The 23308-nt window shown below is 71.0% G+C and carries 9 protein-coding genes and 2 pseudogenes; 5 read left to right on the forward strand and 6 right to left on the reverse strand.

The window, feature by feature from the left end; genetic code table 11:
• Window positions 1-102 precede the first annotated feature (102 nt).
• Complete coding sequence (locus OG289_RS06485) at window positions 103-12870, reverse strand: type I polyketide synthase (RefSeq protein ID WP_327313036.1); 12768 nt, start codon at window positions 12868-12870, stop codon at window positions 103-105.
• Window positions 12871-13267: 397 nt separating this feature from the next.
• On the opposite strand from OG289_RS06485, the gene OG289_RS06490 reads away from it, so the two are divergent.
• Window positions 13268-13555: a hypothetical protein gene (locus OG289_RS06490; RefSeq protein ID WP_327313037.1), complete on the forward strand. Its 288-nt coding sequence runs from the start codon at window positions 13268-13270 to the stop codon at window positions 13553-13555.
• Window positions 13556-13668: 113 nt separating this feature from the next.
• Here OG289_RS06490 and OG289_RS06495 read toward each other — a convergent pair whose 3' ends face one another.
• The 4 genes from OG289_RS06495 to OG289_RS06515 form a co-directional block, all read right to left on the reverse strand.
• The gene (locus tag OG289_RS06495; protein ID WP_327313038.1) at window positions 13669-14247 is read right to left on the reverse strand and encodes a helix-turn-helix transcriptional regulator; all 579 of its coding nucleotides are present in this window, start codon (window positions 14245-14247) and stop codon (window positions 13669-13671) included.
• Window positions 14248-16212: 1965 nt separating this feature from the next.
• Window positions 16213-16911, reverse strand: coding sequence for a pyridoxamine 5'-phosphate oxidase family protein (locus tag OG289_RS06505; RefSeq protein WP_327313039.1), 699 nt, complete (start codon window positions 16909-16911; stop codon window positions 16213-16215).
• A 15-nt stretch (window positions 16912-16926) separates the two neighbouring features.
• The gene (locus OG289_RS06510; protein WP_327313040.1) at window positions 16927-17409 is read right to left on the reverse strand and encodes a hypothetical protein; all 483 of its coding nucleotides are present in this window, start codon (window positions 17407-17409) and stop codon (window positions 16927-16929) included.
• 55 nt (window positions 17410-17464) lie between these two features.
• Window positions 17465-19057: an eCIS core domain-containing protein gene (locus OG289_RS06515; RefSeq protein WP_327313041.1), complete on the reverse strand. Its 1593-nt coding sequence runs from the start codon at window positions 19055-19057 to the stop codon at window positions 17465-17467.
• 491 nt (window positions 19058-19548) lie between these two features.
• Here OG289_RS06515 and OG289_RS49585 point away from each other — a divergent pair.
• The 4 genes and pseudogenes from OG289_RS49585 to OG289_RS06535 all read left to right on the forward strand — a co-directional run.
• A pseudogene (locus OG289_RS49585) lies at window positions 19549-20340 on the forward strand (M48 family metalloprotease); the annotation flags it as partial.
• Between the two features lie 355 nt (window positions 20341-20695).
• Window positions 20696-21043, forward strand: a complete 348-nt coding sequence (locus tag OG289_RS06525; protein WP_327321044.1) for a hypothetical protein — start codon at window positions 20696-20698, stop codon at window positions 21041-21043.
• A gap of 79 nt (window positions 21044-21122) precedes the next feature.
• Window positions 21123-21332, forward strand: a pseudogene (locus OG289_RS06530) (hypothetical protein); the annotation flags it as partial.
• The gene (locus OG289_RS06535) at window positions 21329-22405 is read left to right on the forward strand and encodes an NAD(P)-binding domain-containing protein (protein WP_327313042.1); all 1077 of its coding nucleotides are present in this window, start codon (window positions 21329-21331) and stop codon (window positions 22403-22405) included. The pseudogene OG289_RS06530 and the gene OG289_RS06535, both read left to right, overlap by 4 nt.
• Before the next feature lie 12 nt (window positions 22406-22417).
• Here OG289_RS06535 and mltG read toward each other — a convergent pair whose 3' ends face one another.
• Window positions 22418-23272, reverse strand: coding sequence for an endolytic transglycosylase MltG (mltG, locus tag OG289_RS06540; RefSeq protein WP_327313043.1), 855 nt, complete (start codon window positions 23270-23272; stop codon window positions 22418-22420).
• Window positions 23273-23308 lie beyond the last annotated feature (36 nt).

The following is a 23308-nucleotide window of genomic DNA, read 5'->3' on the forward strand; positions in this document are numbered from 1 at the left end:
GTCGGACGGGGTGGTTCGGTGCGGTGCGGTGCGGGTGGTGCGATGGGGAAGGGATGAGCCGGACGGGGCGGCCAGGGGGGAGTACACCGCCCCGCCGGCGGTCTAGTTGAGGCCGAGTTCCTTGTTGATCAGGTCGAACATCTCGTCGTCGGAGACGGCCTCGAGCAGTGCGTCGTCAGGGTCGCCGCCGGCCGGCTTCTCCGCCGGGCCGTCCGACAGGCGCCAAAGCAGCGCTTGCAGCCGGGTGGTGATCCTGGTGCGGGAGACGTCGTCGGCGGGGTCGAGGGCGGCGACGGCCGCCTCCAACGCGTCGAGCGGCGTGAGATCCCCTGTGTCCGCCCCTTCCGTCCGCGGGGCCAGTTCGGACAGCAGGCGTTCGCCGAGGGCGGCCGGGGTGGGGTGGTCGAAGACCAGGGTGGCGGGCAGGCCGAGACCTGTGACCTCCTTCAGCCGGTTGCGGAGCTCGACCGCCGTCAGGGAGTCGAACCCCAGATCGCGGAAGGCATGGCCGGGGCCGATCGCGCCGGTCCCGTCATGGCCGAGAACCGCCGCGACCTGCGTACGCACGAGCTGAAGCACGGTCCGTTCCTGCTCGGCCCGGCTCGCGCCGGCCAGCCGGTCGGCGAACGACCGCGCCGGACCGGGTACGTCCGCGCCGTCGGCCTCGGCCGCACCGGCGCGGACCCGCGCCGCGTCGAGGAACCGGGCCTCAGGGATCTCGTCGAAGAGGCGCCGGCGGCGGGCGGCCGAGTAGGTCGCCGCGAACCGTTCCCAGATCACGTCGGCGACGACCAGAACCGTCTCGTCGTACGCCAGGGCCTGCTGTACGGCGCCCACGGCCACCTCGGGGTCCATGGTGGGGACGCCGTAGCGGCGCAGCCGGTCGCCCTCGGCCTCGTGGACCATGCCGCCGCCGGCCCAGGCACCCCACGCGATGGAGGTGGCGGTACGGCCGCGGCTGCGGCGCCACTCGGCGAAAGCGTCGAGGTAGGCGTTGGCCGCCGCATAACCGGAGTGGCCTCCGTCGCCCCAGACACCCGCGCCGGAGGAGAACAGGACGAAGGCCTGCAGCGGGCGGTCGCCGAGCAGTGCGTCGAGGTGCAGGGCACCCGCGATCTTCGCACGCATCACGTCCTGCAGTGCGTCGAGATCCGTGTCCCCGATCGCGACGGCCGGCGGCTCGGTACCCGCCGCGTGCACCACGGCGTTGACCGGTTCGTCCTCCGGCACGTCCGCCAGCAGCGCGGCCAGGGCGTCCCGGTCGGTGATGTCGCAGGCGGCGATGGTGACGCGGGCGCCGAGCGCGGTGAGTTCGCGTTCCAGTCCGTCCGCGCCGGGAGCGTCCGGGCCGCGCCGGCTGACGAGCAGCAGATGCCCGGCACCGGTCGCGGCGAGCCGTCGGGCCAGGTGCGCGCCGAGTGCTCCGGTGCCACCGGTGATGAGCGTCGTCCCCGTGAACCCGACCGTGCGTCGTTCGCCGGCCTCGGCGTCGGCCGGCTTGCGGACCATGCGGCGTACGTACAGCCCGTCCTCGCGTACGGCGAACTGGTCCTCGTTCTCGTCGCCCGCGAGAGCGGTGCAGAGCCGGTCCCAGATGTGTGTGCCGAGTGCCGCACCCGTGCCGCCGGATGCGTGCTCGTCGTCAGGGGGCGCCGGGAGGTCGACGAGGCCTCCCCATCGCTGGGGATGGTCGAGCCCGTAGACCCGGCCGAGCCCCCAGACGGCCGCCTGCTCGGGGAGCGGACCGGCGGCCGGGCCGGGCGCGCTGACCGCTCCCCGGGTGACCGTCCACAGCGGTGCCTCCACCTCCGTGTCCGTGAGCGCCTGCATGAGCAGGAAGGTCGCCGTGACGGCCTCGGGCACGGCGGAGGACCGTGGCTCGGTGGCTGAGCGGTCGCCGCGCGGTGCGAGCGGAAGCAGATTGAGTACGCCGCCGATGAGCGGGTTCTGTTCGAATGCCTCGCGGAGACGGTCCGCCAGAGCGGCCCGGTCCTCCCGCGTCACGTCGAGGACGACCGTGACGACGTCGTCGACCTCCTTGTGTCCGAGCAGCCGTTCGACCAGTTCCTGGGCGGTGCCCTCGGCAGTCCCGTCGGCGCCGGGCACCACGACCAGCCAGTGAGACGCCAGCGGGCCCGGCCCGGCCACCGATGCGCCGGCCGGTTGCCACGTCACCGCGTAGCGCCAGGAGTCCAGCACGGCGCTCTCCCGCTTGCGCCGGCGCCACTGCGCCAGGACGGGCAGCACCGGTTCCACCGTGTCGAGCGTGCGGCGCCGCTCGGGCGTCAGGTCGAGGGTGTCGGCGAGGGCCTCCAGGTCCTCACGTTCGACCGCCTCCCAGAAGAGAGCGTCCACCTCGTCGACCGAGGAGCTGCCGGGCTCGCCGTGGGGGGCGGTTTCGGGGAGGTCGAGCCAGTAGCGGCGGTGCTGGAAGGCGTAGGTGGGCAGCGGGACGGTGCGGGCGTCGTGGCCGGCCAGGACCGCCGTCCAGTCCACCGGGATGCCACGCACCCACGCCTCGGCCAGCGAAGTCAGGAAACGGTGCGCGTCACCCCTGTCACGCCGCAAAGTCCCGACCACCAGCGCGTCGGGTGCGGCCTCCTGGACCGCCATGCCGAGCACCGGATGGGAACTCACCTCCACGAACGCCCCATAGCCCTGCTCCAGCAAACCTTCGACGGCGTCGGCGAAACGCACCCGCTGACGCAGATTCCGATACCAGTACCCCCCGTCCAGCCCAGCCGTGTCGATGACCTCCGCCTCCGTCGTCGAGAAGAACGGCACCTCACCAGGACGCGGCGCGACCGGCGCGAGGACCCGGGCCAGCTCGGCCTCGATGGCCTCCACATGCCAGGTGTGCGACGCGTAGTCCACCGGAACACGACGCGCCCGGATGTCACTGCTCTCGCAGTGCGCCATCAGCTCATCGAGGGCGTCCGCGTCCCCGGCCACCACCACCGAACCCGGACCATTCACCGCAGCAACATCAATACGGCCCGCCCAACCGACCAGCAACTCCTCCACATCAGCCAAAGCCAACGGGACGGAGACCATGCCACCGCGCCCCGCGATCGCACGGATCGCACGCGACCGCAACGCCACCACCCGCGCCCCGTCCTCCAACGACAGACCACCCGCCACCACCGCAGCCGCGATCTCCCCCTGCGAATGACCCACCACCACCGACGGCTCAACCCCACACGCACGCCACACCGCCGCCAACGACACCATCACCGCCCACGACACCGGCTGCACCACATCCACATCAACCAACTCACCCCCACCCCGCACCACCTCACTCAACGACCACCCCACAAACGGAGCCAGCGCACGCTCGCACGCCTCCATCGACGCCGCGAACACCGGCGAGACACCCCACAACTCCCGCCCCATACCAACCCACTGCGCCCCCTGCCCCGGGAACACGAACACCACCCGATCAACACCACCCGTCACCGCACCCCGTACGACGGACAAGGGGCTCCCACCGTCATCCGCCGCGAGCCCCTTGGCTGCGAGGATCAGGTCGTCCTGCTCAGTGCCCAGGACGACGGCGCGGTTCTCGAACGCCGTACGCGTCGCCGCCAACGACCACGCCACGTCCACCGGACGTAGCTCACCTGCTGTGGATTCCGCGTAGGACGCCAGGCGGCCCGCCTGACCGGCAAGACCCTCCCCGCCACGACCCGACACCACCCACGGCACCACACCACCGGCCACGAACACCGACACGGTGTCCACATCCCCGGAAGCCGTCGCCGGGACCGCCGGGGCCTCTTCCAGCACCACATGCGCGTTCGTCCCGCTGATCCCGAAGGACGACACACCGGCCCGGCGCGGACGCCCCTCGACCTCCGGCCAGTCCACCGCCTCGGTCAGCAAACACACCTCCCCCGCCGACCAGTCGACATGCGACGACGGCGCGTCGACGTGCAGCGTGCCCGGCACGAGCCCGTGCCGCATGGCGAGCACCATCTTCATCACGCCGGCCATGCCGGACGCGGTCTGGGTGTGCCCGATGTTCGACTTGACCGAGCCGATGAGCAGCGGCTGTTCGGACGGACGGTCCTGTCCGTACGTCGCCAGCAGGGCCTGCGCCTCGATCGGGTCGCCCAGCCGCGTGCCCGTGCCGTGCGCCTCGACGACATCCACGTCACCGCCGGTGAGGCGGGCGTCGGCGAGGGCGGCGCGGATGACTCGTTGCTGCGAGGGGCCGTTGGGCGCGGTCAGGCCGTTGCTCGCCCCATCCTGGTTGATCGCCGAACCGCGCACCACCGCCAGCACCGGATGGCCGTTGCGGCGGGCGTCCGACAGCCGCTCCAGCAGGAGCACCCCCACGCCCTCGGCGAGGGAGAAGCCGTCGGCGGCCTCGGCGAAGGGCTTGCACCGGCCGTCGGGGGCGAGGCCCCGCTGCCGGCTGAAGCCCACGAACGGCGCCGGATCGGCCATGACCATCGCCGCGCCCGCCAGCGCCATCGAGCACTCTCCGGACCGCAGGGCCCGTACCGCGAGATGCAGCGCGACCAGCGACGAGGAGCACGCGGTGTCCACGGTCACCGCCGGTCCCTCCAGACCGAGGACGTAGGAGACCCGACCCGAGGCGACGGCGGTCGAGGCGCCGGTGACGAGGTAGCCCTCGGTGCCGTCGGTGCCACGGCTGAGCAGGGTGCCGTAGTTCTGGTCCGTCAGACCGGTGAAGACTCCGGTGCTGCTGCCGCGCAGGGTCCTCGGGTCGATGCCGGCCTGCTCGAACGCCTCCCAGGACGTCTCCAGGAGCAGTCGCTGCTGGGGATCCATCGCCGCCGCCTCGCGCGGGGAGATCCCGAAGAAGGCCGCGTCGAACTCCCCGGCATCGTGCAGGAAGCCGCCGTGCCGGACGTAGCTGGTGCCGGGCCGGTCGGGGTCGGGGTCGTAGAGCCGGGTCGTGTCCCAGCCCCGGTCGGCGGGGAAGCCGGTGATGACGTCCTGGCCGTCGGTGACGACCCGCCAGAGGTCCTCGGGGGACGTGACGCCGCCCGGGTAACGGCATCCCATGCCGACGACCGCGATGAGGTCGTCGTCGGTGGAGGCCGCCCGTGAACCGGCCGCGACCACGGACGACTCCGAGTCCTGCCCTGGTGCGGCAAGGTCTCCGAGGGCCAGCCGGCGGAGGTGGGCGGCGAGGGCGAGCGGAGTGGGGTGGTCGAAGACGACCGTCGTCGGGATCTTCAGGCCCGTGCGGGCGGTGAGCCGGTTGCGCAGCTCGACGGCGCTGACCGAGTCGAAGCCCAACTCCTTGAAGGCATAGGCGGCGTCGACGGCGGCCGCCGAGGCATGACCCAGCACGACGGCCGCCTCGGACCGGACGAGGTCCTGTACGAAGCGGTCGTGTTCGGCGGCGGGCAGGGCTCCGAGCCGCTGCGTGAGGCTCGACACCGCTGTGTCCGTGCCCTGTGCGTCCCGTTCCCCGGCGCCTCGGCTCTTGTCCTGCGGTTCCAGTGCGGCGATGAGCGGGGAAGGCCGGGCAGCGCTGAAGACGGGCACGAAACGCGCCCAGTCGACGTCGGCGACCGCCACGACCGTGTCGTCGTGGTCGAGCGCCTCCTGCAGTGCGACCATCGCCGGTTCCGCCGCGATGACAGGGATGCCACGGCGGCGCAGCGGGTCGCGCATGTCCTCGGCGATCATGCCGCCGCCGTCCCAGGGGCCCCAGGCCACCGAGAGCACCGGAAGCCCGCTTGTGCGGCGCGCGCGCTCGGCGAGGGCGTCCAGGCAGGCGTTGGCGGCGGCGTACGCCGCGTGGTCGGCGACGCCCCAGACACCGGAGATCGAGGAGAAGAAGATCAGCGCGTCGGTCTCGGCCGGGTCGAGGACCTCGGTGAGGTGCCGTGCCCCTGCGACCTTGCCCACGGCGGCCTCGGCGAACTCCGCCATGCTGAGGTCGGCGAGCGTCCCGAGGGTGCCGACACCTGCGGCGTGCACGACGGTGCGGACCGTACGTCCGTCCGCGCGCAGGGAACTCAGCAGATCCCCGAGTGCCGCGACGTCGGCCACATCGCACGCGGTGACGGTCAACCGGGCTCCCAGCGCTGCGACTTCCGCCTCCAGCTCCGCCAGGGCCGCGTCGTCGTTCCGGCCTCGCCGACTGACCAGCACCACGTCCTCGGCACCGCCACGCGCCAGCCACCGGGCGACATGCGCGCCGAGCGCACCGGTTCCGCCGGTCACCAGGGCGGTACCGCGCGGCGACCAACGCCGACCGGACGATGGCCCGGACGATCGCCCGGCAGCCGACCGGGGGGCCGGCACCAGGCGCCGTACGAAGGTGCTGTTCGCCCGCAGGGCCACCTGATCCTCCGCGCTGTCGCCGTACGAGGCCAGAACGGCGCAGAGAGCACCGGTGTCCCGTGCGTCGAGCCGCTCGGGAAGGTCCACCAGCCCACCCCAGCGTTCCGGGAACTCCAGGGCCGCGACCCGGCCCAGCCCCCAGACGGCCGCCTGCGCCGGCCGGGCGACCGACTCCTGGTCCCCGACCGCCACGGCACCTTGCGTGACACACCACAGGGGCGCGTTCACCCCGTCCTGTCCCAGTGCCTGGAGGAGGGAGACGGTGAGTGCGGCCCCGGTGGACAGCACGGGATGGTCGGGCAACGGTTCCTCGTCCAGGCCCAGCAACGACAGCACGCCGCTGAGCGGCACCGCAGGATCGGCCGACGCCTCGTCGAGCACGGACTTCAGGACATCGCGGTCGGCGTGGCGCGACGTGAGTTCGAGGACGCGTACGTCGGCGCCGTGACGGGTCAGCGCATCGGAGAGGGAGGTGATGAGCTCGGTGTCGGGGTGTCCCTGCGGCACGACGAGCAGCCAGGTACCGGTCAGGACGACGGCCCGAGTGTCCTGGGCGACCGGCTTCCAGACCACCTTGTACCGCCAGCCGTCCACCGCCGAGCGCGCCACCTGCTCTTTGCGCCACCCCGACAGCACGGGAAGGACACCGGCCAGCGCCTCACTGTCGGACACCCGCAACGTCCCCGCCAGCGCCTCCAGATCCTCACGCTCGACCGCCTCCCAGAAGCGGGCGTCCACCGCCTCCTGCCCGAAGACCGCAACACCCGCGGGAACCCTCTTCTCCAGCCAGTAACGGCGGCGCTGGAAGGCGTACGTCGGCAGCGGGACCGTGCGGGCATCGTGGCCGGCCAGGACCGCCGTCCAGTCCACCGGGATACCACGCACCCACGCCTCGGCCAGCGAAGTCAGGAAACGGTGCGCGTCACCCCTGTCACGCCGCAAAGTCCCGACCACCAGCGCGTCGGGTGCGGCCTCCTGGACCGCCATGCCGAGCACCGGATGGGAACTCACCTCCACGAACGCCCCATAGCCCTGCTCCAGCAAACCTTCGACGGCGTCGGCGAAACGCACCCGCTGACGCAGATTCCGATACCAGTAACCCCCGTCCAGCCCAGCCGTGTCGATGACCTCCGCCTCCGTCGTCGAGAAGAACGGCACCTCACCAGGACGCGGCGCGACAGCCGCGAGGACCCGGGCCAGCTCGGCCTCGATGGCCTCCACATGCCAGGTGTGCGACGCGTAGTCCACCGGAACACGACGCGCCCGGATGTCACTGCTCTCGCAGTGCGCCATCAGCTCATCGAGGGCGTCCGCGTCCCCGGCCACCACCACCGAACCCGGACCATTCACCGCAGCAACATCAATACGGCCCCCCCAACCGACCAGCAACTCCTCCACATCAGCCAGTGCAAGAGGCACGGAGACCATGCCACCGCGCCCCGCGATCACACGGATCGCACGCGACCGCAACGCCACCACCCGCGCCCCGTCCTCCAACGACAGACCACCCGCCACCACCGCAGCCGCGATCTCCCCCTGCGAATGACCCACCACCACCGACGGCTCAACCCCACACGCACGCCACACCGCCGCCAACGACACCATCACCGCCCACGACACCGGCTGCACCACATCCACATCAACCAACTCACCCCCACCCCGCACCACCTCACTCAACGACCACCCCACAAACGGAGCCAGCGCGGCCTCGCACGCCTCCATCGACGCCGCGAACACCGGCGAGACACCCCACAACTCCCGCCCCATACCCACCCACTGCGCCCCCTGCCCCGGGAACACGAACACCACGTCACCGGCAGCACGAGCAGCCCGCCCGCTCACCACGGAGGACGGCGTCACCCCGTCATCGGCTGCCAGTCCCCTGGCCCCGAGGATCAGGTCGGCCTGTTCAGCGCCCAGGACGACGGCGCGGTTCTCGAACGCTGTGCGCGTCGACGCCAACGACCACGCCACATCGACCGGGCGGACATCCTCGCCCGCCAGTTCCACGTACGACGCCAGCCGCCCCGCCTGACCGGCGAGCCCCTCTCCACCACGGCCCGACACCACCCACGGCACCACACCACCGGCCACGAACACCGGCACCGCATCCACGCGCCCCGAAGCACTCTCCGGCACCACCGGAGCCTCCTCCAGCACCACATGCGCATTCGTCCCGCTGATCCCGAAGGACGACACACCGGCCCGGCGCGGACGCCCCTCCGTCTCCGGCCACTCCACGGCCTCCGTCAGCAACGACACCTCCCCCGCCGACCAGTCGACATGCGGCGTCGGCTCGTCGACATGCAGGGTCCGGGGAAGCATCCCGTGCTGCAACGCCAGCACCATCTTCATCACACCGACCACGCCTGCGGCGGCCTGCGTGTGGCCGACGTTGGACTTCAACGAGCCCAGCCACAGGGGCCGTTCCGGATCCCTGCCCCGCCCGTAGGTCGCCAGCAGCGCCTGCGCCTCGATCGGGTCGCCCAGCGTGGTGCCCGTACCGTGCGCCTCCACCGCGTCCACGTCCGCGGCGGACAGCCCGGCCTTGGCGAGGGCCGCCCGGATCACCCGCTCCTGCGAAGGACCGTTGGGCGCGGTCAGACCATTGCTCGCACCGTCCTGGTTGACCGCCGAACCCCGCACCACCGCCAGCACCGGATGACCATTGCGCCGCGCATCCGACAACCGCTCCAGCAGCAGCACCCCCACACCCTCACCCCAGCCGGTGCCGTCCGCACCCGCCGCGAACGGCTTGCAACGACCGTCCGGCGCAAGCCCACGCTGCCTGCTGAACTCCACGAAGATGCCGGGCTCGGCCATCACGGTCGCGCCTCCGGCGAGCGCGAACGAGCACTCGCCCGAGCGCAGCGCCTGGACCGCCAGATGCAGGGCCACCAGCGACGAGGAGCACGCCGTGTCCACCGTCACCGCCTGCCCACGCAGGCCGAGAAAATAGGAGATCCGCCCGCTGGCCACACTGCAGGAGGTGCCGGTCAGGAGATATCCGTCGACGGACTCCGGGGCTCGGTGCAGTCCGGGGCCGTACTCCTGCTGCATGAGTCCTACGAACACTCCGCCGTCGCGCTCACGGAGTGTCTCCGGGTCGATCCCGGCCCGCTCAAGTGCCTCCCAGGAAACTTCCAGCAGCAGCCGCTGCTGCGGGTCCATGGCGGCGGCCTCGCGGGGCGAGATGCCGAAGAAGCCGGCGTCGAAGTCGCCCGCGTCGTAAAGGAACGAGCCCGAGCGTGCGTACGTGGTCCCGTGCTGCTGCGGGTCGGGATCGTACAGGTCGTCCAGGTCCCATCCTCGGTCGGTGGGAAAGCCGGAGATGGTGTCAGCGCCGGCGGAGAGCAGTTCCCACAACTCTTCCGGTGTGCGGATGCCACCGGGCATACGGCAGCCCATGGCCACGATGGCGATGCACTCGTCGTCGGTGGCGGGTGTCGAGTCCACGGAGGTCTCGGGGGCCGGGGCGCTGCCACCGTGCAGCAGACCGCCCACATGGCGGGCGAGAGCCTGGGGAGTGGGGTGATCGAAGAGAACCGAGGCCGGCAGGGAGAGCCCGGTGTCCGCGACCAGTCGGTTGCGCAGTTCGACGGAGGTCGCGGAATCGAAGCCCTGCGCCTTGAAAGTGAGCCCGGCGTCGACATCGGCGGCTGTGGCATGGCCCAGCACGGCGGCGGCATGGGTCCGGATCCGCTGCACCCAGTCGTTACGCAGCTCAGGCTGCGTAAGGGCCTCGGCTTCCTCCGACTCGGCGGGTTCCCCGAAGGGAAGTGTGAGACGCCGGGTCGCGCCGCCGTCGAGCCAGTAACGGCGGCGCTGGAAGGCGTACGTCGGCAGCGGGACCGTGCGGGCATCGTGGCCGGCCAGGACCGCCGTCCAGTCCACCGGGATACCACGCACCCACGCCTCGGCCAGCGAAGTCAGGAAACGGTGCGCGCCGCCCTTGTCACGCCGCAGAGTCCCCGTCACGACCGCGTCGGGTGCGGCCTCCTGGACCGCCATGCCGAGCACCGGATGGGAACTCACCTCCACGAACGCCCCATAGCCCTGCTCCAGCAAACCTTCGACGGCGTCGGCGAAACGCACCCGCTGACGCAGATTCCGATACCAGTAACCCCCGTCCAGCCCAGCCGTGTCGATGACCTCCGCCTCCGTCGTCGAGAAGAACGGCACCTCACCAGGACGCGGCGCGACAGCCGCGAGGACCCGGGCCAGCTCGGCCTCGATGGCCTCCACATGCCAGGTGTGCGACGCGTAGTCCACCGGAACACGACGCGCCCGGATGTCACTGCTCTCGCAGTGCGCCATCAGCTCATCCAGCGCATCCGCGTCCCCGGCCACCACCACCGAACCAGGACCATTCACCGCAGCAACATCAATACGGCCCCCCCAACCGACCAGCAACTCCTCCACATCAGCCAGTGCAAGAGGCACGGAGACCATGCCACCGCGCCCCGCGATCACACGGATCGCACGCGACCGCAACGCCACCACCCGCGCCCCGTCCTCCAACGACAGACCACCCGCCACCACCGCAGCCGCGATCTCCCCCTGCGAATGACCCACCACCACCGACGGCTCAACCCCACACGCACGCCACACCGCCGCCAACGACACCATCACCGCCCACGACACCGGCTGCACCACATCCACATCAACCAGTTCGCAACCGCCCCGCACCACCTCACTCAACGACCACCCCACAAACGGAGCCAGCGCGGCCTCGCACGCCTCCATCGACGCCGCGAACACCGGCGAGACACCCCACAACTCCCGCCCCATACCAACCCACTGCGCCCCCTGCCCCGGGAACACGAACACCACCCGATCAACACCACCCGTCACCGCACCCCGCACCACACCGGAGCCGACCACCCCACCCGCCGCCAACACACCCAGCCCGGCAACAAGTTCAGCCGACTCACCACCCAGGACAACAGCCCGGTTCTCGAACGCCGTACGCGTCGACGCCAACGACCACCCCACGTCCACCGACCGGACATCCTCGCCGACCGACCTCACATACGAGGCGAGGAGGCCGGCCTGACCCGCCAGCCCCTCCCCACCACGCCCCGACACCACCCACGGCACCACACCACCAGCCACGAACACCGACACGGTGTCCACATCCCCGGAAGCCGTCGCCGGGACCGCCGGAGCCTCCTCCAGCACCACATGCGCATTCGTCCCACCCATCCCGAATGCACTCACCCCGGCCATGAGGGGCGTATCGGGGCGGGGCCAGGGGCTGTGGGCGTCCTGGACGCGGAGCCGGAGAGCGTCGAGGGGAATGTCGGGGTTGGGTGTCCGGTAGTTCAGGCTGGGCGGAAGTTCGCGGTGCTGGAGTGCCAGTACCGTCTTGACCAGGCCGGCGATTCCGGCCGCGCCCTCCAGGTGACCCACGTTGGTCTTGACGGAGCCTACGCGCAGTGGCCCCTCGGGGGGCCTGCCCTCGCCCAGGGCCGCGCCGAGGGCGGCCGCCTCGACGGGGTCGCCGACCGGAGTGCCGGTTCCGTGGAGTTCGACGTACTGGATGTCGTACGGGGCCGTCCCGGCGTTGCGCAGGGCACGGCGGATGACGTCTTCCTGGGCGTGCGGGTCGGGAGCGGTGAGCGTGTCACCACCGCCGTCGTTGTTGACGGCGCTGCCGCGGATGACGGCGCGGACGGGGTCGCCGTCGGCGAGCGCCCGGTCGAGCGGCTTGAGTACGACGAGGCCACCGCCCTCGCCACGGACGTACCCGTTGGCACGGGCGTCGAAGGTGTAGCAGCGGCCGTCGGGCGAGAGCGCGCCGAAACGGTGCGGGTAGAGGCTGCTTTCCGGGGCGAGGTGCAGGTTGACGCCGCCCGCGAGGGCGAGGTCGCTGTCTCCGCTGCGCAGGCTCTCGCAGGCCAGGTGGACGGCGACGAGCGAGGACGACTGCGCCGAGTCGAGGGTGAGGCTGGGGCCGCACAGGCCGAGCAGGTAGGAAAGCCTGTTGGCGACGAGAGCGCGGTGGGTGCCGGTGAACGACTGGTGGGTGACGGCTTCGGGGCCGAACCCGTGAAGCAGGGTGGCGTAGTCGTCGTGGGCGGTCCCGATGAACACGCCCGTGCTGGTGGAGCGGAGGTGTCCAGGCAGGATGCGGGAGTCCTCCAGGGCCTCCCAGGCGAGTTCGAGGACGAGGCGCTGCTGGGGGTCCATGGCGTCCGCCTCGCGCGGCGAGACACCGAAGAAGCCGGCGTCGAAACGGTCGACCTCGTCGAGGAATCCGCCCCAGCCGGGTACGCCGTCCCCGGGCTCGTCCCCGTTCCCGGGCTCGGTCAAGCCTCCTGACCTGGACGCGGACTTGCCCCCAGGCCACCCGTCCCCCTCACCGAGCGACGGACGATCGGCGGGAGCAGCCGGACGCACGGCGCTCTCACCGTCGCGCAGCAGACGCCAGAGGCTGTCGGGGTCGGGCGCGCCGGGCAGGCGGCAGGCCAGGCCGACGACGGCGATGGCCCGGTGGGGCGCGGTGTTGAGCCCGTACCGTGTGCGTTCTGACTCGCTCATTCCACTCCACCAGCTTGTTGGCCCAGCCCGTGTGGACCGCAGACGTCGGGTACGGCATGCGTACGGCGCACGGCGTAGCCGGCGGACCGTCCCAGCCGGTCAGGGGTCGGACAGCGGATCGCGGACCGCCGGGCTACCCACGCTAGGGGCGCATGGACTAGGGCGGCCCCTAGATTCATGCCGGTCCGCGGGGTGCGGGGGCGGGTCGTCGCCGGGGGGTGTTTTCAGGAAACGCCCAGACATGGCGCCGGGGAAGGCGTCGGGTGTTGCGCTCGTCGGGGTTCTGCCGACTGAATGAGGCGACACCGCCCGGGGGGGGCGGCGGTGATGTGTCCGGGTCCCGGGTCGGCATGCGCGACGAAGCCTTGGCCGGTCCGGAGGAGGCGGAGGGAAATCCATGACGAACGCGGAACTCGCGGACCTGCGCGGCGCCCTGGTCAAGCTGCGCGGCAGCCTGCAGTCGCTACGGCTGGCCGATGGCGACTCGCCGTACGTCCGCAGGCTGATGAACGACCTCGACCGGTTCCAGTTGGACATGGAGGATGTCACCGGAGCCGGAGTTCGCCTGTCGGCGCTGCACGGAAGCTGGTGTGAGCGGGACGTCGTGCGGATCAACGACGGCCCGTACCAGCATCTGCCGTGGCAGGACGCGGACGACGAGGGTATCGGCGGTCAGCGCCGCTGAGCATGCGGACTGCGGCCCCGGCCACGGTGACGTGACCGGGGCCGCAGTCCGAAAAGCACTGGACTCCCCTGGTGGGCCAGGGGAGTCCGGTGACAGTGCGTGGTGGCGCGAGGTCACTTCACGTACTCGGGCACGGCACGGGGCGGCCAGCTGCCGACCGTGAGGACACCCATCGAGTAGGCGCGGGAGACGAGCGCGGCGCGGTTGGGGGCCTTGAAGCGTCGCAGCATCAGACCGACGTGGTACTCCACGCCTTGGCGGCTGAGGTAGAGACGCGAGGCCAGCTGGATGGTCGAGGCGCCGGTGGCGACCCCTTCCAGGATGCGGGCGTCGAGGGCGGTGAGCATCGGCGTCGGTTTGGCTGGCCGCTCGGCCGCCTCGGCCGGCTCGTCCTCCGGGCTCATCAGGACGACGACACCCGACAGGTCGTCCCCCTCCCCCTTGACGGCTATGCCGGTGATCTCCGCGGAGAAGACGCGGTCGTGGCCGCGCATGGCGACCACTCGCTCGACGAAGCGGCTGCCTTGGCCGTTCGAGAGATGGGTGAAGTGCTTGGGGAGGATGTTGCGGGCGCTCGGATGCAGGACGTCGTAGATGCTGCGTCCGCAGATCTCCGTGGACGGCCGGGCGACATGGCGGAAGAAGTCGGCGTTCGCCGCTTCGATCTTGAGACCGGCGTCCAGACTCGCCATGCAGGTGACGTGGTGCGGGGTGCTGTGCCGCCGGTCGCCACGACGGGTATTGCGCGATGCTTCGGGAAGGCCACTGACCATTGCCGACCTGTCGGCGTAGGGGAGCATGAAATTCCTCTCCTGAACGTCAACCGGGAACTGTGAATTCGACAGCGGAGGCAGAGCAGAAAGCCGCTGCGATGAATGTTCCATTCCTTTTCTGCACCGCTGCCGGCGACAGTAGGTCGGCTGCGTACGAGGAGTCAACGACGGTCAGGGCCGTGGGGGAAATACTGCGGTGGCTCCGTACGGCGGGTTCGGTCATCGCGCGTAGCTCTGTTCGGTCGACTGGTTCGGTACGGTCACTCGTGCACAGGGTGGCCGCGGTTGCACATTCGGAGCCCCGTGTTGCACGGGGGTGGCCCCGATGTGACACCGCCGGGGCGGGTACGGCCGATGCAACACTCCCGTCTGCGCTTTCAGGCGAAGATCGGACAACCGTAACGTGAGAACACACATGCGGAAGCGCCGGCCTCGCCGCCCGTCGACGCGTTCATGTCTCGACAGGACAACGATTTTGCGATCATGGTTTCAATGAGCGGGAACGAGGGAACCACGCGGCTCCACCTCGACGGACAACGACGCCTCCACGCCCCTCCACCACTATTCCGGGAAGCGAAGAAGCACCCCTGCGCAGACGCGATTCATTTCGCGCACTCATGTGGAGCAGCAAGAATTCCGGCGGCTCGGATAAACGCCGTGAAGTCGCAGGAAAGCGAGAACACCCAGCGCAGGTGCGCCTTTCTCGCCCATCGGGGCGGTCACGTACGAGCGGCTCCCGCCGGAGATGGTGGGCAGGGTTCGAGGTATCGGGCAGGCCCTCACCTGGGCCGGCATTTCTGTAGGAGGCCTGCTCGGCGGCGCCGCCGTGGCGGGCGTGGGTCTCGGACCGGTGCTGGTGGCCGCTGGTGTCGTGCACTTCCTCACGACCAATCTCGCGGGTCTGCGCCCGGAATGGCGTGAGATGGACCGCCACCGCGGGGAAGGACGAGCCAGGTCGGTCCATCCAGCCACCCCGGCAGACGCCACCCCATCGGCCTCGTAGGCCCCGGTGATCTGGTCGCCTGCTGACGTTCTACTCGCCCCTCCCCCGCCCGCACCGGATCGCGCAGCCGGCCGTGAGGACAGCGGAACTCAGGCACCGGCTACCGAACATGGTGGTCGAGGAGCGGCTCGCGCGCCTCTCCGCCGGGCGGCCTGCCGGGCCGGCCGCTGTCATGCCCCCAGCGATTCCCTCGCCGGGGCGTGACATGCGCCCATCACGGGGTTGGCCTCGCGCTTTCAACCGGCAGACCAGGCCCGCCCGGAGCAGGACACCGCGATCCCGCAGCAACCCGGCCTCACCCTCGTCGCAACACCGGGCACGCCGGTGGCGCCGACGTCCCAGACCACCTCACGCACGCCAGCCGGCCTCGACCGGCCGGTCGTGTTCTGTTGTCCTGTCTCTGCGATGTGCAGGCATTCCCACCCTCCTGTGGACATGTGCGGCTGCGCCCCGGTGATGCATAGGCAAGTTCCCGGGGAGCCGGCCTCGTACAGTCCGACGTCTGTTCTTGACGTCCTCGACGGCAGGGGCCCGATCACAGACCGCCTGGCCGCCTGGAGCGCGGACACCCTGACGGGCCGCGTCCGGTGAACAGCGCCCCGATTGCTTGCCCCTGCGGCTCGGCCAGGACCTACTGAAGCAGCAGCATCACGGACTTCGCCGACACCTCCCGGCACCGGACGCCGCCCCTGCTACTCCCCGGCTTGCGCCAACCGCGACGCGGTACGCCGCCGCCGGGCCCGTACTGCGTAGCCGCACAGTCGGGCCTGCCCGAGTTCACGGGCGGGGTGGCGCCGGGCGGGTTCCGGCCGACTCAGTGGGTGGCGATGCCAACAGGGCCGACGCACACCGCGAAGCAGTTCCACCGGCCTGTCCGGACCTCACCCCTGGACGTCCCGGCCACGGGCCCTCTTCCTGGCCAGGGCCGCCAAGTGCGCGGGAACAGGTATGCCGCCGGCCAGGGCGGGGTCAGGCTCCGGAGAACCCCAAGCCGAATGAAGCGGCAGCACACCGGCCCACAGGCCAAGTGCGGCATCCGACCCGTCTCCGTCCTCCGGGGGCCCGGAGCGCAGCTTCACCGAGGCCTCCGCCAGCGACAGTGCGAGGAGGGCCGTGGCAGCCAGCTCTTTGCGGCTGGGCTGCCTCGCGTACTCCCACTGGCCGGGCGCGATGTGCTCGGTCAGCACTCGTAGGCCAGTGAGCTTCTCCTTGGGATCGGTCACCGCACGCGGTACGCCGTAGATCATCGCGCTGCGGTAGTTGACACCGTGCTCGAACACCGACCGGGCCAGCACCAGGCCGTCGACATGAGTGACCGTCACACAGACAACATCCTGAGGCGAGGCCACCATGCTCCGGCCGGCGACCGAGCCGTGCAGATACAGGGTGTTCCCATCGACCCCGTAGACGGTCGGTACGACCATGGGGCTGCCGTCCACCACCACGCCGAGGTGACACACGAAGCCCGCGGCCAAGACAGCGTCCAGGTCGGCACGGTTGAGACTGCCTTGCTCGCGCAGGCGGCGGTGACGGGTGCGGGGGGTATCGGACAGGACAGGGGCAGACGTCTGCTCCGTCATGGGTACCAGTGACTCTCAGCCGTACGCCGCCGTGTCCCACTCCCGCCCCGGGGCAGTTCCCGACAGCCAGGACAGGTCGGCCAGCAGGATCTCCAGCACCGCGTACGGGACCCGGTCGGGGTCCTGCCACAGTGCGCGCCAGGCGTCCATGAAGGCGGCCTGCCAGGCGGTGGCGTCGGCCGGGTCGACGCCGCGTGCGCGCAGTTCGGCCTCGACGGCCCGCCGAGCCGCGCCCTCGTCGAAGGGCAGACGGCGCCGGTCGGTCACGGAGACCGCCGCGATCACCCGGTCCGCGTACGCGGCGAGGGCGACCGGGTCCCAGTACGCTCCCGGCCCAGCCTCGCGGTCCAGCCGTTCGGGGTCGGTGTCGGCCAGCAGCCGCATCGCGAAGGCGGCGGACTCGGACGGCTCCCCGGCGTCGGGGTGGATCGCCGACAGGGTCAGCTCGACGGTGTCGTCGCTCACGCGCGTGACCCGCACCCGCCACAGACTCGCCAACGAAGGCTCCCTTCTTCGTGAGTGCCGCCGCCCTTCCTGTGCGGGCGGCCGCCCGTCAGGTGGTGATTCTGCCGGTGGCGATCAGAGTGGCCAGGGTGGCCAGCTGCGCATCGCTGTTGATGCGCTCGGCGAACGTTACGGCACCTCGCTGCTGGCCCCGGCCGCCCTGCCGGGGCGGCCGGAACGGCATCTGCGAGAACGTGTGGATCACGGACTCCGTGGCCCCCAGGGCACCCGCCTGGTCCACCAGGCGCCGGAACTCCCCGTTGCGGGCGCCGCCCGCGCCGATCGACTGGAGGAAGACGACGTCGTCCGCGTTCCATCCGCGGTTCGCGGTGACCTGAATCAGATCCTGGAGGGTCATGGTGGCGGCGGCCAGCGCCTGGCCGAAGTAGGTCGGCTGGGGGTCCGTGAAGACGAACGGGGCCGCGGCGGCCAGGACCTGCCAGCCCCCGGCCGTGGGGTCGTACCGCTTGAAGTTGATCGTGAGAGACCGGACGAAGTACGGGGCGAAGGACTGCTGGTACGGCGTGGTCTGGGGGTTGGCCGCCCCGTAGTCCACGTCGACGCCGAAGTAGACGTAGTGGCGCGCAGCGTTCGCCGCCAGAGCGGCGTTCGCGGTCTCCACGGTGTTCAGCTCCCTCTTCAGCACGCTCTCGACGCTGGCCTCGTACCGGCTGTTGTCGCGCTTGGAGGCGGGCACCAGGTTGTTCTGCGTTCCGGGACCGCCCGCCTGCATGTTGATGAGATGAAAACGGATCCAGAAGTTCGTAAGACCGAGCTGGCGGATGTAGGTGTAGCCGGTGGGGTCGACGGCCGGCGGCGAGCCGATCAGCGAACCGTCACTGATCATCTCGATGGACGTCGTCCGGCCCAAGGAGTCCACGACGGGGTACATGAACGAGCTCTGCGGAACGGCGTTCGTGTTGTAGGCGACGCGCTGGACCTGCCGCCGCCGGCCGGAACCCTCGCCCGTCCGCCCCTGTTCGGAAGCGTGCGCCGCTCCCTCCCCGGCTTCGGCGCTCCGCTGCACGGGGGCGGGCCCCGACATCACCCGGGCGGCGTTGGCCTCGGCGGCCCGCTCGAAGGAGTCGCCGGGGTCGCTGACCCGCAGTCCGTCGCCGGTGTCGGTGCCCGCGACCGGGCCGCTTCGCTGCTGGATCACATGGGTGAGCTCATGGGCCAGGGTGTGCTTGTCACCGCCGCCCTCGCCGATGACCACATGGCTGCCGGAGGTGTAGGCGCGGGCCCCGAGCTGCGCGGCCGACCGGCGGGCGGCGCTGTCGTCGTGCAGACGTACGTCGCCGAAGTCGGCGTCGAGCCGGGCCTCCATCTCCTGCCGCAGCGGCGCCTCCAGCGGACGGCCCCCGCTGCGCAGCACCGCGTCGACCTCGGGGGCGCGCTGGACGGCCGTGCCGTCCGAGTGTCCGCAGCCCGGACCGTGTTCGTGCCGTTCGTCGGCGACGAGCTGGGCCAGCGCCCGGTTGCCCACCGTGCGCTGGAGGACGGCGAGGGCGGCGGGTGACAGCCCGCCGGTACGACCCAAGGCGGCGGCGGTGTGCACAGCGGCCGACCGGGCGGCCGCCGGACGCCGGTCCCGTCCCTGCTGCGGGCCCTGAGCCTGCGTGTCCTGCTCCCGCGCCCGCATCGCTGCTCTCCCTCGCCCTCGGCCGTGCACAGTCCCCACCACGCTTCCGTCCGCACGGCACGTACACCAGGTCCGTACGGGCAGACTTGGGGGCAGCGTGTTCCGTCCGGGGGATGGCGCGGCGCATGGCACGGGAGGGCTTGCGTGAAAGGGAGCTGTGCTGTCTCCGTGATGCCCAGACGGTCTCCGAGATCTCTTGCCAAGTGTGCTGACGTCTCAGTCATGTTCGCGTGCTTACCCCCACCAACGAGATAAGCAAGTAGCCCGACTGGCTCGCCCTGCTGACGGTTGCCGCGCAAGTTGCAGGCCAACTACAGGCCCTGGCAGACGACTTGGTCGAGGACTACGTCGAGCACTGCCGAATGCACGGCTCCTCATGGACGGACATCGGCACCGCCCTGGAAGTGACCCGGCAAGCGGTCCAGCAGCGTTTCCACGCCCCGCACAAGCGCTACAGCCCCGAGATGACGACCGACGACCTCCGCCAGGCGATGGTCCACGTCAAGCAAGCGGCCGTACAGCATCGCAACAACTACATCGGCACAGAGCACCTGCTGCGGGGCCTTACCGCAGAGGACAACAGCGCCTCGCGGGCCGGGAGCCTGGGACCGGTGCCGCACGCGTTGGCGGTCGCGCCGCAGGACCAGCCCGAACTGTGGGAACAGGTGCGCGCCGCCGCCGAGGTGACAGGGCAACGCCCGCCGGACGAGCTCTACCTGGTTGCGGAGGTCAACGCAGGCGTCGCCGAACAGAGCCGCCTGCTGGGACTGCTGCCCGGACGGCGCCGTATGCTCCTGGGCCTGCCGCTGCTCGCCGGACCGACCGTCCCGCGACTGCGCGCCGTCCTCGCCCACGAGTTCGGGCACTACGCCAATCTCGATACCCGGCTCGGCGGCGTGACCATGCGCGGCCAGAAGGCGGTGCTGCACACGGTGGACGTGTTCAGCCAGGGCAGCACCCCGCTGCACCACACAATCGGTGCCCTGTACCTCGGCTATGCCCGCATGTTTCTGCGGACCTCGCAGTCCGTGGCCCGCCACCAGGAACTTGCTGCCGATCAGGTGGCCGCCCGGCACGCGGGGCCTGACGCGACGGCAGCCGCGATGCGTGCCCTCCCGGTCCTCGATGCCGCGTACTCCCATTACCTGCAGACGTACGCCGAGATGGGCAGGCCGCTGGGGGCTCTGCCGCCGGTGGGCGAAGTGCACGGCGGATTCCTGCGGCTGCTCGCCGCGCGGCCGGGGGAGCGCCTCGCTGCCCTCTGCGCCGGGCGGCGTCCACCGCGGCCACACCCGTACGACTCGCACCCGCCGACCGCCGAACGGATCGCCCTGCTCGAAGAACTCTCTGCCGACGAGTGGGCCGACGAGGCGGCCGACGCACCGACTGCGTTCACCCTGCTGCGCGATCCGGACCGCGTCTTCGCCGCGCTGGAGGCGCGCACGCTGCCGCACGAGGCAACGCAGCAGCGGCGCATGAGCTGGGACGACCTCGTCACGGCCCGCGCGGTCCTCGATGCCGAGGGCTGGTCCCGCCCGCTGCGACTCGCCGTCGCCAGAGCGCTCCGTTCCGAGGCGCAAGGCGCCGGCGCGACGGTGCGCGCGCCGGGGCACCCCGGAGGAGAAAGAGGACGCCAAGTTGCCCGGTCTGGAGGAGGTACTCGACGCATTCGACCGCGGCCTGCTGTGGATGGCGGTCGCCGACCGCATACCAAAGCCCCCGCAAGCGACACGGCTGGTTGGGCCGTCGGCCCGCAACTTCATCCGGCCCAGGGTCTTCGACGGGCTCGCGGGCATGGTCCATCTGCACCTCTCCGAGGCCGGACACGCCGCCCCCGACATCGCGTGGTCGGGGAGCCCCGGACTCGCCCTGCCCGAGGAGTGGGAAAAGTCCATGGACGACGCCCTCGACGCAGCCGTCGCCGACACCCCCGACACCGCGCCCCTGCGCGCCCTGCTCGCCGGCAGCGACCGCGTATCCGCATAACCGCCGCTCGATGCGTCCAGCCTCGTCGTGCGGGGTGACAGCTGCTTGCGCGGCTTCGGCCAGACGGACTCCATGGCCGCCGCTGATCGCCTCCGAACAGCAGATCGCCGACACGTTCACCGAGCTGAAGCTCATCCCGCGCAAGGTGGACTTCGGTGCCTTCGCGGACTCGCGCCACAACGGCGACCTGCCCCCTTCCACCACTCCCGCGCGCGTGTCCTCGTCATCACACCCGCCCACAGCCGACTCGGGAAGATCCACGCCCACCACTCCGTTGGTAGAAGTGTGAACAACTTGCGTGAGGTCGAGGTGGTCGTCATAGGCGCCGGTCAGGCAGGTCTGGCCGGCGCCTATCACCTGCTGCGCACCGGTTTCGAGCCGGAGCGCGACTTCGTGGTGCTCGACCACGCTCCCGCCCCAGGGGGTGCCTGGCAGTTCCGGTGGCCCTCGCTGACGTACGGCAAGGTGCACGGGATGCACGCCCTGCCCGGCATGGAGCTGACGGGCGCGGATCCCGGCCGGCCGTCCTCCGAGGTCGTCGGGGAGTACTTCGACGCCTACGAGCGCACGTTCGACCTGCGGGTGCGGCGGCCGGTCGACGTGAAGGCCGTACGGGAAGGCACCGGTGGGCGGCTGCTCGTCGAGACCTCCGCCGGTATGTGGTCCACGCGGGCCGTGCTCAACGCCACCGGCACCTGGGACCGGCCGTTCTGGCCGCGCTATCCCGGCCAGGAGACCTTCCGTGGACGGCAGTTGCACACCGCGCGGTACCCGGGTCCTGAGGCGTTCGCCGGACTGCGGGTGATCGTGGTGGGCGGTGGTGCGTCCGGTACGCAGCACCTGCTGGAGATCGCGCCGTACGCGGCCGACACCACCTGGGTGACCCGGCGACCTCCCGTCTTTCGCGAGGGCCCCTTCGACGAGGGCGCGGGCCGCGCGGCGGTCGCGCTCGTGGAGGAGCGGGTGCGGCAGGGGCTGCCGCCGAAGAGCGTGGTGTCCGTGACGGGGCTGCCGCTCAACGACGCGATCCGGCAGGGGCTGGCCGACGGGGTGCTGGACCGGCTGCCCATGTTCGACCGTGTCACTCCGGACGGCGTGGAGTGGGACGACGGGCGGCGGGTGGACGCCGACGTCATCCTGTGGGCGACCGGTTTCCGGGCCGCCGTCGACCATCTCGCGCCGCTGCGGCTGCGTGAGCCGGGCGGCGGGATCCGGGTCGAGGGAACGCGTGCGGTCGCCGATCCACGCATCCACCTCGTCGGCTATGGGCCGTCGGCCAGCACCATCGGCGCCAACCGGGCCGGACGTGCGGCCGTACGGGACATCAGGCGGCTGCTGGCCGAAGCGACCGTCCCCGCCTGATGTCCCGCCAGGTCACTTCGCCGCCGAGGACGTGCTCTTCGGGGCCTTCTGGTTCCGGTTGAACTCGGCGACGTTGCGCTGGTGCTCCGCGTAGCTCGCCGTGAAGCGCGTGTCGCCCGGCCTGACCGTGACGAAGTAGAGCCAGTCACCAGGGGCGGGGCTGATCGCGGCGCGCATCGCATCCTCGCCGGGGTTGTCGATCGGCGTCGGCGGCAGGCCCATGCGCTGGTAGGAGTTGTAGGGGCTCTCGAGGCGGGTGTCGTTCTCCGTCGTCCTCAGTGTGGAGCGGTTCAGCGCGTAGTTGATGGTGGAGTCCATCTGCAACGGCATCCCGCGCTCCAGGCGGTTGAACACGACCCGGGCCACCTTGCCCATGTCCGCCTTGGTGGCGGCCTCGGCCTGGACGAGGCTGGCGATGGTGACCGCCTGATAGACGTTCATGGCGTTGCGCTGGGCGCCTGCCGCGATCGGCGCCCCGTTGAACTTCTTGTTCGCCGTGTCGACCATGTACGACAGCATCCTCTGCGGCGTCGCCTTCTTGCCCAGCGGATACGTCGCCGGGAAGAGGTAGCCCTCCGGGTTGCCCTCGGCGTCGTTCGGCAGTTTCAGACCGGCCTTCGGCAGCGTCTTCCTGGTGGTGCCGGGCGGCAGGGCGAGCGCCTTGTCGACGGCCTCGTAGATCTGGCTCGCGCGCCAGCCCTCCGGGATGACCAGGGCCATCGGCTTCGGCTTCTCCTTCGCGTGCTCCAGGCTCAGCAGCGGCACCGCCACGGCGGTGCCGGCCACGACGGCTCCGGTCGCGATGAGGACGAGACGGCCCCGGCGCGTCAGTCGAATCGTGCTCCGTGGCGGAGTGTTCATCTGCATGCGGGCACGGTAACCCCCATACCATCACAAACCCGG

The sequence above is a fragment of the Streptomyces sp. NBC_01235 genome (genome assembly GCF_035989285.1).
In the GTDB taxonomy this organism is placed as follows: Bacteria; Actinomycetota; Actinomycetes; order Streptomycetales; family Streptomycetaceae; genus Streptomyces.